Raw genomic sequence first — 16,959 nt, forward strand, 5'->3', positions numbered from 1 at the left:
ATTGTGATTCTATAAGGAGTAGCAAAAATGGATTTCAGTAACCCAAGCAAACTCGCCCTGTTGAGCCCCTTCGAATTGAAGGATGCGCTGATCCAGACGGCCAAGCAAAGCAACCGCCTGATGCTCAATGCGGGCCGCGGCAACCCGAATTTCCTGGCGACCACGCCACGCCACGGTTTCTTCCAGTTCGGCCAGTTCGCCATGACGGAAGCGGAGCGTTCCTATGTCTACATGGACGACGTGGGCGGCTTCCCCACGCGCGACGGCATCGAGGCGCGTTTTGAAATCTTCGTGCGCAAGCACGAAGGCAACCCCGGCGTGCATTTCATCGAGGCAGCCGTGTCGTATGTGCGCGATCAGTTGGGCTTGAGCGCGGGCGACTTCCTCTATGAGATGTGCGAAGCCATCCTCGGCTGCAACTATCCCGTGCCGGACCGCATGCTGCGCCTGTCCGAGAAAATCGTCGGCCAGTATATCCACCGCGAAATGATCGGCGACCATCCATTCGTCGGCAACTTCGACATGTACGCCGTCGAAGGCGGCACGGCGGCCATGACGTATCTGTTCGCCAGCCTGAAATCGAACCACATCATCCAGGAAGGCGACACGATCGCCCTGGGCATGCCGATCTTTACGCCGTACATCGAAATTCCCCAGCTGAACGACTACAAGCTGAACACCGTGCACATCGATGCGCCGCAATCGAACAACTGGCAATTCACCAAGAAGGAGCTGGACAAGCTGCTCGATCCGAAAGTGAAAGCCTTCTTCCTCGTCAATCCCAGCAATCCGCCGTCCGTCAAGATCGACGATGAAACCCTGGAGTATATCGCCAAGATCATCAAGAAGCGCCCCGACCTGATCATCCTCACCGATGACGTGTATGGCACCTTTGCGGACAATTTCGTCTCGCTGTTCGCCATTTGCCCGTTCAACACCATCCTCGTGTATTCGTTCTCGAAATACTTCGGTGCGACGGGCTGGCGCATGGGCGTGGTGGCCACGCATGAAAACAATGTGCTCGACGACAAGATTGCCAAGTTGCCGGAAACCATCAAGAAGCAGCTCGATGCGCGCTATCACTCCATCACCACCGAGCCGCGCGAGCTGAAATTCATCGACCGCCTGGTGGCCGACAGCCGCACGGTGGCGCTGAACCACACGGCTGGCCTGTCCACGCCCGTGCAGGCGCAGATGACCTTGTTCTCCCTGTTCTCGCTGATGGATGAAGAGCAAAAGTACAAGCAATCGATGAAGCGCATCGTGCTGCGCCGCAAGGAGGCGCTGTACCGCGAGCTGGGCTTGCCGATGGTGCACGACGCCAATTCCGTGCGTTACTACCACCTGCTGGACATGGAGTCCCTGGCCGCGCAAATGCATGGCGTGGAGTTTTCGCAGTGGCTGCTGAAAAAACTGAAACCGAACGAAGCGCTGTTCCGCCTGGCCGAGGAAACGGGCGTCATCCTGTTGCCGGGCCGCGGCTTCGGCACGACGCACCCGTCCGGCCGCGTGTCGCTGGCCAACCTGAATGAATACGACTACGCCAACATCGGCCGCGCCATCCGCAACATGGCGTCCGAGTTCTTTGCCGTGTTTGAAAAGGAAAAGGAAAAGGGCGCTAAAAAAGCCAAGAAGTAAGTTGGTAGCCGCTTACTGTGCGTAAAACGGGCGCCCCGCAAGAGGCGCCCGTTTTTGCGTGTCAGCTTCCGTAAGCAATAGTGCAGGCTGGAATAGACATCTGTAGATATAATTGCTATTGTGAAAGTATAAACATGGCAACCCCGTGCTTTCCCCTCATTCATTGACTGGACGCTACATGGGCAGATTGCAAGGACACTTATCATTATTGCTGGCGAGCGCGCTGGGCGCGGCCATGCCCGCCCTGGCGGAACCGCTGAGCTTTAACGAAGCGCTGCAGCAAGCGGCAATGGCCTCGGGCGCCGTGCAGGGCGCGGCGCTCGACGTGCGCGCAAAGACACTGAAGGCGGAAGCCTTGTCGAATATCGATGGCCCTTCGGTGGACTTGACGGCGTTTCGCGGCCGTTTGTCGACGGATTTGAGTATCGATACCAGCGGCCTGTCCGGCGTGGTGGGCGGCATCGAATCGGTGCTGCCGCCGATTCCCGGCTTGCCCACGCCACATATTCCCAATTCCCTGAACCGCGAGGTGGTGACGGATCTGACCTCGTTCGGCTTGCTGGGCATGTGGCCCATCTACACGGGCGGGCGCCTGGACGCCGTCAAGGGCCTCGCTTCCAGCCTGACCCTGGCTGCTCAGGCCGAGCGCACGGAAGCGGAAGAGCAACTGGCCACCCTGGTGGCGCAGCGCTATTTCCAGTTGCTGCTGGCGAAAAGAGTGGTGGCCGTGCGGGCCGAAGTGACGGCCGGCGTGACGCAGCATCAGCGTGACGCGGCCAAACTGGAAAAGGGCGGCCTGATTTCTCGCGCCGAACGCCTGCGCGCCGACGTGGCCCTGGACAGCGCCCGCAGCGAGGAAGCGCAGGCACGCAGCGATGAGGAAATCGCGCAAGTGGCGCTAGACCGTTTGCTTGCCGTCAATACGCAAGTGCGCCCCAGCACGCCGCTGTTCGTCAACAGTTTGCCGGTCGGCACCTTGCAATCGTTCATCAGCACGGGCATGCGCGAAAATGCGAACTGGAAAAAGATCGATAGCAAGCGCGTGCAGGCCGAGCAAGCCTTGAAGCTGCACGGCAAGGAATACGCGCCCACCGTGTTTGCCATCGGTAACTACAATTTGAATCGCGGCAGCGAAAAGCTCGTGCGCTCGAACTGGGCCATCGGCCTGGTCGTGTCCGTGCCGCTCGTGCACCGCATCAATACGGGCAAGATGATCGCCGCCGCCAAGCTCGACCAGGAGCGGGTGGAAGTGGTGGCGCGCCAGGCCGAGCGCGACATTCCCACCTTGATCGAAAAGAACTGGCGCGCGCTGGAAAATGCCCGCATCCAGTACTTGTCCACGGCCTCGTCGGTGGAGCTGGCGCGCGAGAATATCCGCTTGCAAACAGTGGCCTTCCAACAAGGGCAAGTGACGTCGCTGGAAGTGGTCGACGCGCGCCTGAACCTGGCCAAGGTGGAAACGCAGCGCGCGCAGACGGCTTATAACTATGTGATGGGGCTGGCGCAATTGCTGGAAGCGACGGGCGAGACGCAGCGCCTGGGCAGCCTGGCGGCAGCGGCCGACATCCAATTACCTGTGGACAAATAATAATGAGTACCTCCAAAAAACCATTGGCCATCGGCGCCGCTGTCATTGTTCTGGCCTTCGTGGGCTGGGGCCTGTACCAGGCGTTCCAGCCACAGCGCCTGCCCTTGCAGGGACAGATGGATGCGCAGGAAGTCAATGTGTCGTCGAAAGTGCCGGGCAGGGTGGGCGAGCTGTACGTCAAGCTGGGCCAGACGGTGCCGAAAGGCGAGCTGCTGTTCCAGCTGACGAGTCCGGAAGTGGACGCGAAGATCGCGCAAGCGACGGCCGCCACGCAGGCAGCCGATGCCGTGGCGAAAAAGGCGCAAGCCGGTGCGCGTCCGGAGGAAGTCCGTGCAGCCAAAGCCAACTGGGAGCGGGCGCAAACGGGGGCGACCATCGCCAAAACCACGTATACCCGCGTCAACAACATGTTCGAGCAAGGCGTGATCGCCCAGCAGAAACGTGACGAGGCGCAAGCGCAATGGCGCGCCGCCGACCAGCTGGCGCAAGCGGCCCGCGCGCAATATGACATGGCGCAAAAGGGCGCCCGTCCCGAAGACAAGACGGCTGCGGCCGCCCAGGCGCGCCAGGTGGGCGCCGTGTTGACGGAAGCGCAGATTGCCCTGGCGGAAACCAAGATCGCCGCGCCGGTGGCGGGCCAGGTCAGCAAGATCCAGATACAGCCGGGCGAACTGGCGCCGCAAGGTTTTCCCGTGATTACCCTGGTGAACCTCGATGACGCCTGGGCCGTGCTGCAGGTGCGCGAAGATGAAATGGCGGCGTTCAGCATGGGCAGCACGCATACGGCGAATGTGCCGGCGCTGAAACAGCAGCTCAGCTTCAAGGTCAGCTCCGTGGCCGTGCTGCCGGATTTCGCCACGTGGCGCGCGGCCCGTCCGGGCGGCACGGACTTGCGCACGTTTGAAATCCGCTTGCGCCCCGCCATCAAGGTCGAGGGCTTGCGTCCGGGCATGTCGGTCGTGTTTCCAGCGCTCTGATAGCCGATGAGCGAAGCGGATAAAGAGGCGGTTTCAGCGCTGGCGCGCGAATGGCGGCGCTTGCGCGGCGATTTCTGGGACTTCGGCATGCTCAGCTGGATTCCTGTCGTGCTGTGCGGCATGTTGTGGCTGATTTTTTCGGCCGGCATCGCGCGCGACTTGCCCATCGTCGTCATCGATAACGATAACTCCACCTTGTCGCGCCAGCTCACGCGCTGGCTCGACGCCTCACCTGGCATCGAGGTGGCGGCCAAGGTGGCGTCCAGCGACGAAGCCCTGCACCGGCTGCGCGAGCGCACGGCGTTTGGCTATCTGGTCATTCCGAACGATTTTGCACAGAAACTGCTGGGTGGCCGGCAAGCCACCGTGCAATGGCTGTACAACGCGCAGTTTTCCTCGCACGCGGGCGCCTTGCTGCGCGACGTGCGCACGGTCAGCACGACCTTGTCGGCCGGCATCGAGATGACGGCGCGCGTGAAAAAGGGCATGTCGGGCGTGCAGGCGGCGGCCCAGTTCGAACCGATACGCACGACCTTGAACAGCCTGTATAACGACAACGTCAGCTATGAAGCGTTTTTAACCTTGGCCCTGATGCCGGCCATGCTGCAGATTTTCATCGTCGTCGCCGTCGTCACGAGTATTGGACGCGAGTTGCGCGATGGCACGGTGCCGCAATGGCTGGCCTCGGCCAAAGGCAGCTGGCTGCGCGCCGTCGGCGCCAAGCTGCTGTTTCCCCTCATCGCCTATTGCGCGCTGGCGCTGCTGTATTTGCTGTTCTTCAGCCTGGCGCGAGGCTGGGCCGTGGCGGGCAGCCTGCCGGCCTTGCTGCTGAGCATGCTGCTGCTGGTGCTGGCCTACTGCGGCCTGGCCACCTTGCTGATAGCCGCCACCCTGTCCCTGCGGTTGGCCCTGTCGGGCGCCGCCTTCATTACGGCGCCGGCCTTTGCCTTTGCGGGACAGGCCTTTCCCTTGATGGCCATGCCGGCGCCGGCGCGCGCCTGGGCGGAAGCATTGCCGCTCACGCATTATCTGCAGCTGCAAACGAAATACTGGCTGGCCGGCGCTCCGTGGCGCTATGGCGTACAGGAAATGCTGATACTGGCTGGATTTGCCATCGGCTGCGGCGCCGTGGGCGTATTCCTGCTGGCGCGCCGCGCGAATGCGCCGGCCGCCTGGGGGCGCGCATGAACAGCTGCTGGTCCGCCTTTTTCGCTACCTGGCGCGCCATGCTGACAGACAAGGGCGCGCTGACCTTGCTGTTCATCGGCGGCATCATCTATTCCTTCTTTTATCCTTTGCCGTACTCGACGGAAATCGTCCAGCGCGTGCCCGTGGCGGTCGTCGATCAGGATCGTAGCGCCATGTCGCGCCAGCTGACGCGCTTTGCCATGGCCCATCCTTCATTGCAGGTCGTGGCCGTCACGCCGGACTTGCCCGTCGCGCAAGATTTGCTGTGGCGCGACAAGGTCATGGGCGTATTGATCCTCCCCGACGGCTTGCAGACGGACCTGCTGGCCGGCCGCGCCGCCCATGCGCAAGTGGCGGGCAATGGCTTGTATTTGATGCTCAACAAGGTGGCCTTGAACGGCCTGGCCGAAGTGGTAGGCACCGTGTCGGCCGGTATTGAGCTCAAGCGTTTGGGCGCGGGAACACCGTCCGTCATCCAGGCCAACCAACAGCGCTCGCCCATCGCCTTCGACGCCGTGCCCCTGTTTAACGTCAAGGAAGGCTATGGCGCCTATGTCGTGCCGGGCGTGGCCACTCTGATCGTGCAGCAAACCTTGTTGATCGGCATGACCATGCTGTTCGGCACCTGGTATCAGCGCAAGAGCTTTCCCCTGGCGGGCCGGCGCACGGTCGGCGGCTATGCGGGCATGCTGCTGGCGTTTGCCTGTGTCGCTTTCCTCAACTGCTGCTATTTCTTCGGCTTTGTCTTCTGGTTCCAGGATTACCCCCGTGGCGGCAACTTCGGCGGCATGCTCTTGCTGCTGGTGTTGTTTTCCCTGGCGGAAGCGGCCTTTGGCATGCTGCTGGGCATGCTGTTCCGCACGCGCGAACGGGGCACGCAGCTGATGATCGCCACCTCGATGCCCGTGCTGTTCCTGGCGGGCCTGACCTGGCCCGTCTCGTCCATGCCCGTCGTGCTGCAGTGGCTGCGCTGGCTGCTGCCATCCACGGCCGGCATCCAGGGTTTTGTCGCGCTCAACCAGATGGGGGCGTCGATATACGAAATACGCCATGAGGTGGCTGGCTTGCTGGGCTTGCTGGTGCTGTGCCTGGCGCTGGGGTGGCGGCGCTGGCGCATGGCGTAGCGCTTCCATTTGCGCCGGTTCCGCTTACCCATCGCGTTTGATGGCTCTCAGGGCGCCGGCGCAAGACGCCCCTGCTTTCATGCCGTTTTTTGGAATGCTGCCATCAGCATTTTGCAGAAAACATCACGCGCCGGATCAGGATGCTTTTCGCTTGCCCGCATCAGGCTGGCGACACGGGGGAGCGGGGCAATATGTTCCAGCGCCGCATGCCGCCGTACGGTATTGCCGAGATTACGTTCATTCATGATCCCCACCCCCAGCCCGCTGGCGATGGCAGTCAGCATACCTGCGATCGAAGGGCACTCCAGGCTCACGCTCCAGGCCATGCCGACTTCGCCCAGCTTTTCCTCGGCCAGTCGGCGATAAAAGCACTGCGCACCATAGGTGATCAATTTGACGGGTTCTCCGGCCAGGCTCTGCTCTGCTGTGGCGTTGCACCAGTGTAACTTTTCCTGCCATAACAGCCTGTCAGAGGGGGACGCCATGTCGGCAAAATCCTGGTGCAAGATGATATCCAGATCGCCGTCGATAAAGTGCTGGCGCAGAAGGTGGCTCTGTTCAATGATGAGTTGCACGTCCACTTTTGGGTGGTGATGCGAAAACAGCGAGAGGACCGCGCAAACTTCAGCCAGTGAAATCTGTTCCGTCACTCCTATGCGCAGCCGGCCTCTCATCGCAGATGGCGAAAAATAGGCTACGGCGTCATCGTGCGCATCAAGAATTTTTACCGCATGCTGCAGCAGCACGGCGCCCTTTTCAGTGGGGGCGAACAGCTTGCCGCTGCGCGCCAGCAACGGACACGCCAGTTGCTGCTCAAGCCGCTTGATTTTCCAGCTCACCGCAGACTGGCTGAGATTGAGCAAAGATGCGGCATGACTCATATTGCCAATTTGCACTACCGTTCTGAATACACGGAGGGCATCGACAGAAAGGCGCATAGGCATTTGATGTATGACAAAAGTTGCAAGCAAGGTGAAAATAATGTCACTTGTGTCATTATCAGTCAAGCGATAGTCTGCAGTAATTGAAAATGAGGACACATGATGACTATTCACGAGCCATTGCTGAACGGCCACATCCTGATCAACGGCTACCGCATTGCGACGGGCATCCATGGCGCTGGCACGCCGTTGGTATTGGTGCATGGCACTCCAGCGCACAGTGTCATCTGGCGGGAACTGGTGCCGGTATTTGTCGGTGCCGGGTTCCAGGTGCATTTGTATGATCTGCTGGGTTTTGGCGCCTCCGAGCGCCCCGTTCGCGGCGATACCTCCGTGGCCGCGCAGGTGACGGTGCTGGCCGCGCTGCTCGACCACTGGCAATTGCCCAAGGCCCATCTGTTCGGCCACGATATCGGCGGGGCTATCTCGCTGCGGCTGGCTTTTGAACATGCCACGCGCTTGCTCAGCCTGACCATTGCGGATATTCCCAGCTATGACTCCTGGCCGTCGCCCACCTGGAAGCACATGCGCGATGATTACGCACAGTGTGCGCTGATGCCGGCAAGTGCACACCGCAGTGCGATGTTGCGCCAGCTCGGCATGGCCGTTTTTCACAAGGACAGGATGCAGGGCGAGACGCTGCAGCGTTATCTGGAACCGCTGTGCGGCGTGGTGGGACAACCGTCTTTTTACCAGCATCAGGTGGCTCACTATGACGCATCTTATACCAGGGACTTTGCCGAAAAATTACCGCAGCTCGACTTGCCGGTGCAGATTTTATGGGGCATGGAAGACGAGTGGCAGGCAGTGGCCTATGCACGGCGCTTGCAGCGCGATATTCGCGGTGCCACGCTGCACCTTTACGAAGAGGCCGGGCATTTCCTGATGGAGGATGCGCCATTGCCTGTCGCTGCCCAAGTGATTGATTTTGTTAATGATATTGGAAGGATATAAATCATGGTATTGATCGGAATGCTCGATTCTCCCTACGTCAGGCGTGTCGCTATTTGCCTGAAAGTGCTGGGCCTGCCATACGAACACCAGCCGCTCTCGGTTTTTTCTGACTTTGACATCTTTAGAAAAATCAATCCGGCCGTGAAGGCGCCGACCCTGATTACCGATGATGGGCAAGTGTTGATGGACTCCACTTTGATACTTGTTTATCTGGATGAACTTGCAGCAGGGGCGCCCCGCATCATGCCGGGGTCAAGCCCGGCACGCTTGCATGCGCTGTGCCAGACAGGTTTTGCGCTGGCGGCCTGTGAGAAAACGGTGCAGATCGTGTATGAACGACGCTTGCGTCCCCAGGAAAAACAGCACCAGGCGTGGCTGGACCGTGTTCAGGTGCAACTGCAAGGGGCTTGGCGGCAGTTGGAAGTGTCTGTGCGAGAAGAAGCACCGGACTGTCTGAGTGTTGCCGGTATCAGCATTGCGGTGGCCTGGAGCTTCACTCAGCAGATGGTGCCGGATGCACTGGAGGCGGGCGATTATCCGGCAGTGGCCAGCTTGACGGCACTGGCGGAGCAGCAAGCGGCGTTTATTGCCACTCGGATGGCTTGCTGACCACGACATACTTTCCATCCGAACAAGTGCCTGTTGACGCATTGTGCAATAATTTCGTTTCTGTCACGCCGCCTATATCCAGCACCATGCCCCCCTTCAACCTGTTCCAGCGTTTGTCCCAAGCCCCCACCAAGCCCAAAGCGGCGCCTGCCGCGCGGCAGTTCGACGTGGCGGATTTGTACCAGGGACCCATCGCGCTGGGAGCAGAAGGCGAGGTGCAAGCGCGGCCTTTCGATGAAAAGCTGCGCCAGGCCTACTTCTGGATCGTCAATCACGCCATCATCAGCCCCCATTACGATATCGAATACAACGATGGCCCGTCGCAGACGTATGCCGTGGGCGACAGCCGCCGCACCCTGAATTTGCCGTCGGCGCAAAGCTATTCCAGTTTCATCCTGCTGCCGCTGCTGACGTTCGCCACGCGCCGCAAATGCCTGTTCGTTGGCGGGCCGGGGCGGGGCAAGACGGCCAGCGCCCTGTTGATGGGCGTGCTGGCCGGGTCGACCGTCAAGGAAGTCAAACGCGCCATGCAGCATGGCCACCCGCAGATGACGGTGGCCGACTTGCTCGGCAATCCGCTGCCGTTTGATCTGGTGAACGCGCAAAGCATGGACGAGATCCGCATCGCCTGGCGCGCCTGGCTGGGCATGCGCGTGAAAATCGTCGATGAATACAACCGCATCCCCACGCGCACGCAAAGCGCGCTGCTCACCGTCATGGGCGACAATTACGCGGAAGTGCTGAACCACATTTACGAATGCCCGGAAGCGGCCTGGTATCTGACGGCCAACGACGACCAGGGCGGCGGCACGTATCAGGTGATCGAAGCGCTGCGCGACCGGGTCGACGTGACGGTGCAGGCGCTAGCTTTCAATCCGCGCTTCCTGAACGAACTGCTGCTGCGTGTGGAAGAAAACGTGCACCCCGAAGAGCTGGTGCCGCCCGAGATCATCTTCACGGAAGGGGAGGTGGACCAGATCGGCGCATCCATCCGCCAGGTGGCCATACCCGACGCCGTGCGGCGCCGCCTGGAATTCTTTGCCAGCCAGTTCGAGCTGTTCGAGACGGCCGGCGGCCAGTTCGAATACATGACCAAGGATACGGCCCGCCTGGCGGGCGCCGACCGGGGCGCCGCGCAGGCGGCCGACAATGGGCGCGACCGCCTGAAGGACCTCGGTTGCCAGACCTTGAATGGCATCTCCGTGCGCACCCTGATGGCGCTGCTGATCTACGCCAAGGCCATGGCGTATTTTCGCGGCAACGGCGAGGTGGAGCTGGAAGACTTGCGCCAGGTGCTGCCCTTCGTCTTGCACAACAAGCTGCAGCCGGACCCGGACGCGCCCTTTTTCGCGCTGCCGGAAAACGCCGCCTACCGCAGCGACAGGCTGGGTTGGCTGCGTCGGCTGTTCGACCTGTCGAACGATGAATTCAACCGCCTGGACCTGGACCGAGATGATCCCGTCGGCGTACTGTCGGCTGAATTCGACCTGGGCCTCGATGGCGTCAGCGAGCGCGAGACCCTGGCGCGCCTGAACCGCATCGAAAAGCTGATCGGCGAACGCACCAAAGGGCGCAAGCTGTACGGTCCCCTGTATGACGACCTGCTGAAATTGAAATACCTGCACCAGCGTTACACCAATTACCGCAGCTGGCTGCGTTCGCAATGAGCGTTCTTCATTGTCTAGGCTTCCTGGAAGCGCTGGCTTTGCTCAATGGCGAGGCGAGCGACCTGTGCGCGAGCTACGAGTTGCAGCGCCTGCCCGACGCGCCGGACCTCGCCACGGCGCGGGGCTTGCGCGTCGAAAATTATGCCTTGAACGTCATCGAACCCGCACGCGACTTGCCGGCAGCCCTGTGGCACGTCAATGCGGCGCCATGCGGGCGCGCGCACCTGGAGCAGGTGTGCCAGCGCTGGTTTTTCTCGTCGCGGCACATGCAGGCGGCGCCTCCGGGGCGCTTCCGCGCGCAACTGGTGGCCGCTTTCCTGGAGTCGCTCGACGACGCGCTAGGCGGGTTTTCCTTGCACGCCGTGACGATGACGCCGCCCGCTGGTTTCTGGTACGCGATCCACTGGGACGAGATCGCCTTCGAGTCCGGGGATGAGCGCTATCTGCTGCACTTTTCGCACAGCGATTGACAGGCCGCGATGATTTCTTCTGCCTTCGCCACGATACTCGCCAGCGGCCGCGCCCAGTTCAATGCGCGCGCACTGGAAGCGCGCCGGCGCTTCCCCGCGCTCGACATGGCCGCCTTTGGCGCCTTTTTGCACGACAGCGTCGATCCGCTGGTGGCGGCCGTGGCCGCCGCTGCGCCCGAGCGCGTGGGCAGTGTCACCCTGGCCGCCTACGACATGGCCCTGGAACTGGTAGGCCATGGCCTGGCCGGTCCGGCCGCGAAAAATCCCTTCCTCAATACCGTCTGGCGCGAACTGGCGCCATTATTTGCGCCGCTGCTGGCGACGGCGCCCCTCGATGTGCTGGGTATGCTGAGCAACGCCGCCATCCACCTTTGCACCGTGGCGGGAGCGCGTCCCGCGCAGTGGCAGCAGGAGCTGGCCGCCGTGGCGCCGCAAGTCGGCAGCGTCGCGCAGCTGCGCGCCGTGGGCCAGGTGCTGGCCTGGCGTGCCGGCGTGGCGCATTTCCGCCAGGGCGCGCTGGCCGCCGCCGACACCTTGCCACAAGCGCTGGCGCTGGCCGCCTTTGGCGAGCCAGGTGCGCACTGGCCGCAGGTGCATGCGCAGTTGCTGGCGAATCCGTGGCGCGGCAATGCCGATGGCAGGGAGTTCGGCAGCTTCACCGGCCTGGGTGGCGATTTCGGCACGCCGCCGCAAGTACGCGCCACGGCGGACGGTTGCGGCTTTGCTGTGCGCAGCGCCGAACGCCATTATCTGCTGGTGGCCGACGCCTACGGCGCCGTGCTGCATGGCGCCACGGCGCAGGAGTTCGAGCAGGCGCCAAACGAGCTGCCGTCGGCTGTGCGCCTCGATGGGGCGACCGTGCATATCGGCGCGCGCAGTATCGTGCTCGATGTGCCGGCAGGCGACATCGCCATCGCCGCCAATGCGCATACGCTGGCCATCACATCACCCTGGACGCATGCGATCCGCTTGCTACCGCTTGCATGAAGAAGGATGCCGACACCGCGCTGATCGACGCCTGGCGCGCTGCCTGGCCCGAGGCCCTGGCCGTGTGGAGCAAATTTACGCGCCTGCGCGACCCGAGCCTGTGCGCCAGCCACGTCGAGGCCAGCAAGCAGGGCTTGTCCGGCAGCTTCGCCATGATCCGCCTGCTGGACCCGAGCGTCGTGGTCGATTTGCCGCTGGTGACGGAGCTGGGCCTGGACGACTATGCGCTGGAAGTGCTCGCGCATGAAATCGGCCACCACATCCTCGCGCCGGGCAGCGCCAGCGATCAGTTCCGCCTGCTGGCGCGCATGCGCCGCGCCTTGCCCACCCTGGAGCAGCACGCGCCCATGGTGGCCAACCTGTACACGGACCTGTTCATCAACGACCGCTTGCAGCGCCAGGCGAATCTGCGCATGGCCGACATCTACCGCAAGTTGCAGCAGGGACGCACGGCGCAAGCTGACGCTAAAAGCAGCGGCGGCGTGTGGACCTTGTACATGCGCATCTATGAAAACCTGTGGCAGCTGGAGAAGGGCGAGCTGGGCGGCGGCCAGGCCGACGAGCGCCTGGATACGGACGCCTGGCTGGGCGCGCGCCTGATCCGCGTGTATGCGAATGACTGGATGCTGGCGGCGGGCCGCTTCGCCACCTTGCTGCTGCCTTATCTGGTGGAAGACACGGATGCCCTGGGTGACAGTCTTGACCCCAGCCGCTATCTGCAGGACACGCGCGACGCCGCCCGTGGTTGTCAGACGTATGGCGCGCAGCAGATCGAGGATGACGAGGAGGGCGGCGCCATCCATCCGGTGCATGACAAGCGCATCTCGGGCCTCGATGGCGAAGAGCCGCAAGCCGAGGTGCCGGCCAGGGCGGCTGGCGGCCAACTGCGCGAACCGTTCGAGCTGGGCGATATTTTGAGGGCCTCGGGCGTGGACTTGAGCGACCATGAAATCGCCATCCGCTACTACCGCGAACGGGCCTTGCCACACCTGGTGGCATTTCCCTCGCGTCCCGCGCCCGAATCGCAGGAGCCGCAGATGGAAGGGCTGGAACCATGGGAAATCGGCGATCCTTTGGCAGACATCGACTGGCTGCAGTCCGTGATGCAGTCGCCGCGCCCCGTGCCCGGCGTGACCACCGTGCGCCGCGTGTATGGCCGCGAACCGGCGCGCGCCATCGACGCCGTGCCCGTCGACCTGGACATGTATGTGGACAGTTCCGGCTCCATGCCGAACCCGCAGGCGCACACCTCGTTCCTGACCCTGGCTGGCGCCGTCATCGCCTTGTCCGCCCTGCGCGCGGGCGCGAAAGTGCAGGTGACCCTGTGGAGCGGCAAGAATGAGGTGATGCAGACGCCAGGTTTCGTGCGCGATGAAGACCTGATCCTGGGCGTGCTGACGGAATTTTTTGGCGGCGGCACCTGCTTCCCCATTCACCGCCTGCGCCAGACGTATGCGGCCAGGCGCGAACGGCCCGTGCACATCCTGATGATTTCCGACGATGGCATCACCACCATGTTCGACAATGATGAACTGGGTAACAGCGGCTGGGATATTTCCTCCAAGGCGATGGTGCAGGGCGGCGCGGGCGGTACCATGGCCCTGAACCTGGAGCGCGACTGGGATGGCGCGGCGGCCCATAAGTGGCTGCAGCAAACCTATGACGATTTAAAACGAGCGCGCCGCGAACAGGGCTGGGATATCCACGCCGTCGAGCGCTACGAGGACTTGCTGGACTTTGCGCGGGCGTTCAGCCGGCGCCACTATATACAATCATGATATGCACACTCCTGGTCCCCACCTCGAAACCCTGACCCATCGCCTGGCCGACACGCCCGTCGAATTCCTCGCCGAGCCCCGCATCGACGGCGTCGCCAATGCGCAGGCCGTGGCGGTTGCCGCGCTGGTCAACGACGTCCTGCTGCTGCACGGCGCGCGTGCGCCGGCCGCGTCCCTGCAGGGTTTTATCGGCGCGCAAGTGAAGGCGGACCGCAACCGGCTGGCGCTGGCCATGATCCTGTGCTGGCTGCTCGCCGACGACTGGTTTACCGGGCAGCAGTTGCCGCAGCATGATCTGCTGCAGGTACTGGGCGAGGCGGCGCGCGAACTGGCCGCCGCCACGCCGGCCCACCAGTTTACGCAAGATCCCGAGCGGCGCGAGGAACTGGCGCGCATCGTGCTGGCGCGTCTGGGTTTCCGGCCGCGCGACGAAAGCGTGGCGCAGGCCACGGATAGATTGTCCGCCATCAGCGGCACGGAGCGCCGCCGCCTGCTTGAGGCGAGCCGGCTGGCCGAACAGCGCGCACGGGAAATCCGCGAGGCGCTGGCGAAGAAGGCGGCCGAGGAATCGGCCGACAAGTGGTCGCGCGAATGAGCGTGGACGTCAATCTTCCGGACGGCGCCTGGGAATCGGACCGCGATTACTGTCCCACCCTGACGCAGGCGGGCGCGCGCATGCTGGAAAAACTGCGCAGCCATCCCGCAGCTCCCCAGTACCGCAACCGCAGCGGCAACAAACTGCAGGCGGCGGAAGTGGCGGCCTTGCGCGCCTATGAGCAGGAAGTGATGGATGCGGCGATCGGCTGGAGCGCCGTCGCGCCGCCATCCTGGCTGCCGGATTTTCTCAGGGCGACTTATGCCGCGGTGCCGTACTATCGCGCCTGCGGTTCGCCACCGGCGCGTCTCATCGATGCAACGCCCATCAGCCGCGCCGAACTGGCGCACGATATCGCCGCCTTCGTGCCCGACGATGCGGACCTGGCGCGCATGATCAACTTCCAGACCACGGGCACCACGGGCCACCCGCTGCTGATCGCTTCGCACCCGCTGGTGGCGGGGCGCTACCTGGCCTACCACAAGCGCGCGCTGTGCCGCTTCGGCGTCACCCTGCGGCACGGCGCGGGCCAGGTGGGCGTGATGCTGCTGGGGCATCAGCGCCGCTGCTTCACCTATGTCTCCGTCACGCCCACGATGCACGAATCGGGCCTGGCGAAGATCAATCTGCATCCGGACGACTGGCGCGACCCGGACGACCGCGCGCGCTACCTGGACGCCATGGCGCCCGAGCTGATCGCGGGCGACCCCATCTCGTTTGCCGAGTTGCTGACCCTGCCCATGAGGCACAAGCCGGCCGCGCTGCTGTCCGTCTCGATGATGCTGTTGCCCGGCATGCGCGCGCGCCTGGAACAACGCTATGGCTGTCCCGTGCTCGACATCTATTCGCTCAATGAAGTGGGGCCGGTCGCCGTCTACGACGAACAGGCAGGTGGCCACGTACTGCTGCAGCACCGGCTGTACGTGGAAATCCTCGACGCCGGCGGCCAGCCCGTGCCGGATGGCGCACGCGGCGAAATCACGGTGACGGGCGGCTTCAATTTTTGCCTGCCCCTGGTGCGCTACCGCACGGGCGATTACGCCTCGCTGGCGCATGGCCCGCACGGCCCCGTGCTGGTGGGCCTGGCCGGCCGCAGCCCCTTGCGTTACAGGACGGTCAATGGCGAATGGATCAACAATATCGACATCACGCATGCCTTGAAGCCGCTGGCCATCGCCTTGTTTGGCGTGCACCAGCAGGGCGATGGCGGCGTCGTGCTGCGCCTGGCGCCGGGCGCCATGCCGCAGGCTGACCGGGCGCGCGCCTTGCTTGCGCCTTTTTTCGGCGACATCACGGTCGAGACCTTGCTGGCGGAAGACAAGATCATTCAATACACCTCGGATTTGCAGGAAGCGGCAGCATGAATCTTTATAAGCGCGGCCTGGTGGTCGGCAAATTTTGCCCGCTGCACAAGGGCCATGAATTGTTGCTCTATCGTGCGCAGGAGGCTTGCGAAGAACTGCTGGTGGTCAGCTACACCAGGCCTGAATTTCCCGGCCTGGAACCGGCGCGCCGGGAAGGGTGGCTACGCGCGCAATTTCCGCAGGCGCAAATCGTGGTGCTGGACGATGCCCGCCTGGCCGCCCTGTGCGTGGCGCGTGGCGTGCCTGCGCGTTCGCTGCCGCACAACGACGACGAGGGCGATGAGCATCGCCACTTCATGGGCTGGCTGTGCTGGACGGTGCTGGCGCTGCCCGTCGATGCCGTGTTCAGCAGCGAAGACTATGGCCCTGGCTTTGCGCGGGTGCTGGCGCAGCATTACGCGGGGGGCGCGGTGGCGCACGTCAGCGTGGACCAGGCGAGAATTGCGGTGCCCGTGTCCGGCACCCAGGTGAGGCACGATCCGCAGGCGCACAGCGCCTTCCTGTCGCCCCAGGTGCGTGCCCATTTCGTCACGCGCGTGTGCGTGCTGGGTGGCGAATCGAGCGGAAAGACCACCCTGGCCGCCGCGCTGGCAGCGCATTTCGATACCGGCTGGGTGGCCGAATATGGCCGCGAGCTATGGGAAAGCCAGGATGGCGTATTACATTATGACGATCTGCTCAAGATTGGCCGCGAGCAGCTGCGCCGCGAAGCGCAAGCCGCCATGGCCGTGCAGCGCTGGCTGTTTTGCGATACCTCGCCCCTGACCACCTATTTTTACTGTGTCGAGATGTTCGGCAAGGCCGAGCAAGAACTGGCGCAGCTGGCCGAGCACCGTTACGACCTGGTGCTGCTGTGCGCGCCCGACTTCCCCTTCATCCAGGATGGCACGCGCCGCGACGGGGATTTCCGCGCGCGCCAGCATGCGTGGTACCAGGTCGAATTGGCGCGGCGGGGGATCGCTTTTATCCATGTGTCCGGCACGGTGGCCGGGAGGGTCAGGCAGGTGGCCCAAGTGCTGGCGGCAGCGCGATGAACGTAGGTCGAATTACGCGCTCACGCGCTAATCCGAGCTACGCTG

The 16,959-nt window shown here is 63.1% G+C and carries 15 protein-coding genes; 14 read left to right on the forward strand and 1 reads right to left on the reverse strand.

Annotation, left to right across the window (positions count from 1 at the left end; all coding sequences use genetic code 11):
* The first annotated feature begins 27 nt into the window (after nucleotides 1-27).
* The 5 genes from ACQ4WP_RS06215 (at nucleotide 28) to ACQ4WP_RS06235 (ending at nucleotide 6,515) form a co-directional block, all read left to right on the forward strand.
* Nucleotides 28-1,638: a bifunctional aspartate transaminase/aspartate 4-decarboxylase gene (locus ACQ4WP_RS06215; protein ID WP_436519164.1), complete on the forward strand. Its 1,611-nt coding sequence runs from the start codon at nucleotides 28-30 to the stop codon at nucleotides 1,636-1,638.
* A 178-nt stretch (nucleotides 1,639-1,816) separates the two neighbouring features.
* Nucleotides 1,817-3,226 carry a TolC family protein gene (locus ACQ4WP_RS06220; RefSeq protein WP_436519165.1) on the forward strand — a complete coding sequence of 470 codons (1,410 nt, stop codon included), beginning with the start codon at nucleotides 1,817-1,819 and terminating at the stop codon, nucleotides 3,224-3,226.
* 2 nt (nucleotides 3,227-3,228) lie between these two features.
* Nucleotides 3,229-4,203: an HlyD family secretion protein gene (locus ACQ4WP_RS06225; protein ID WP_436519166.1), complete on the forward strand. Its 975-nt coding sequence runs from the start codon at nucleotides 3,229-3,231 to the stop codon at nucleotides 4,201-4,203.
* Nucleotides 4,204-4,209: 6 nt separating this feature from the next.
* Nucleotides 4,210-5,391, forward strand: a complete 1,182-nt coding sequence (locus ACQ4WP_RS06230) for an ABC transporter permease (RefSeq protein ID WP_436519167.1) — start codon at nucleotides 4,210-4,212, stop codon at nucleotides 5,389-5,391.
* Complete coding sequence (locus tag ACQ4WP_RS06235) at nucleotides 5,388-6,515, forward strand: ABC transporter permease (RefSeq protein WP_436519168.1); 1,128 nt, start codon at nucleotides 5,388-5,390, stop codon at nucleotides 6,513-6,515. Before ACQ4WP_RS06230 ends, ACQ4WP_RS06235 begins: the two co-directional genes overlap by 4 nt.
* Nucleotides 6,516-6,592: 77 nt before the next feature.
* On the opposite strand, the gene ACQ4WP_RS06240 is transcribed toward ACQ4WP_RS06235, so the two are convergent.
* Complete coding sequence (locus ACQ4WP_RS06240) at nucleotides 6,593-7,570, reverse strand: LysR family transcriptional regulator (protein ID WP_436519169.1); 978 nt, start codon at nucleotides 7,568-7,570, stop codon at nucleotides 6,593-6,595.
* Between ACQ4WP_RS06240 and ACQ4WP_RS06245 the strand changes: the two genes are divergently transcribed.
* The 9 genes from ACQ4WP_RS06245 to ACQ4WP_RS06285 all read left to right on the forward strand — a co-directional run bounded on the left by ACQ4WP_RS06245 (nucleotide 7,556) and on the right by ACQ4WP_RS06285 (nucleotide 16,914).
* Entirely contained in the window at nucleotides 7,556-8,410 is an 855-nt protein-coding gene (locus ACQ4WP_RS06245) for an alpha/beta fold hydrolase (RefSeq protein ID WP_436519170.1), read from the forward strand. The two genes, ACQ4WP_RS06240 and ACQ4WP_RS06245, sit on opposite strands and share 15 nt — an antisense overlap.
* Before the next feature lie 3 nt (nucleotides 8,411-8,413).
* Nucleotides 8,414-9,019: a glutathione S-transferase gene (locus ACQ4WP_RS06250; protein WP_436519171.1), complete on the forward strand. Its 606-nt coding sequence runs from the start codon at nucleotides 8,414-8,416 to the stop codon at nucleotides 9,017-9,019.
* A gap of 86 nt (nucleotides 9,020-9,105) precedes the next feature.
* A complete protein-coding gene (locus ACQ4WP_RS06255) occupies nucleotides 9,106-10,686 on the forward strand; it encodes an AAA family ATPase (RefSeq protein ID WP_436519172.1) in 1,581 nt (526 codons plus the stop codon).
* Nucleotides 10,683-11,156, forward strand: coding sequence for a hypothetical protein (locus tag ACQ4WP_RS06260; protein ID WP_436519173.1), 474 nt, complete (start codon nucleotides 10,683-10,685; stop codon nucleotides 11,154-11,156). Before ACQ4WP_RS06255 ends, ACQ4WP_RS06260 begins: the two co-directional genes overlap by 4 nt.
* Nucleotides 11,157-11,165: 9 nt before the next feature.
* Nucleotides 11,166-12,143, forward strand: a complete 978-nt coding sequence (locus tag ACQ4WP_RS06265; protein WP_436519174.1) for a hypothetical protein — start codon at nucleotides 11,166-11,168, stop codon at nucleotides 12,141-12,143.
* Nucleotides 12,140-13,921: a VWA domain-containing protein gene (locus ACQ4WP_RS06270; RefSeq protein ID WP_436519175.1), complete on the forward strand. Its 1,782-nt coding sequence runs from the start codon at nucleotides 12,140-12,142 to the stop codon at nucleotides 13,919-13,921. Before ACQ4WP_RS06265 ends, ACQ4WP_RS06270 begins: the two co-directional genes overlap by 4 nt.
* 1 nt (nucleotide 13,922) lies before the next feature.
* The gene (locus ACQ4WP_RS06275) at nucleotides 13,923-14,516 is read left to right on the forward strand and encodes a hypothetical protein (protein ID WP_436519176.1); all 594 of its coding nucleotides are present in this window, start codon (nucleotides 13,923-13,925) and stop codon (nucleotides 14,514-14,516) included.
* A complete protein-coding gene (locus ACQ4WP_RS06280) occupies nucleotides 14,513-15,880 on the forward strand; it encodes a capsule biosynthesis protein CapK (protein ID WP_436519177.1) in 1,368 nt (455 codons plus the stop codon). Before ACQ4WP_RS06275 ends, ACQ4WP_RS06280 begins: the two co-directional genes overlap by 4 nt.
* Nucleotides 15,877-16,914 carry an AAA family ATPase gene (locus tag ACQ4WP_RS06285; protein ID WP_436519178.1) on the forward strand — a complete coding sequence of 346 codons (1,038 nt, stop codon included), beginning with the start codon at nucleotides 15,877-15,879 and terminating at the stop codon, nucleotides 16,912-16,914. The genes ACQ4WP_RS06280 and ACQ4WP_RS06285 overlap by 4 nt, the downstream gene beginning before the upstream one ends.
* Nucleotides 16,915-16,959: the final 45 nt, after the last annotated feature.

Origin of the sequence: Janthinobacterium lyxosi (assembly GCF_051380665.1) — a bacterium.
Taxonomy (GTDB): Bacteria; Pseudomonadota; Gammaproteobacteria; order Burkholderiales; family Burkholderiaceae_D; genus Janthinobacterium.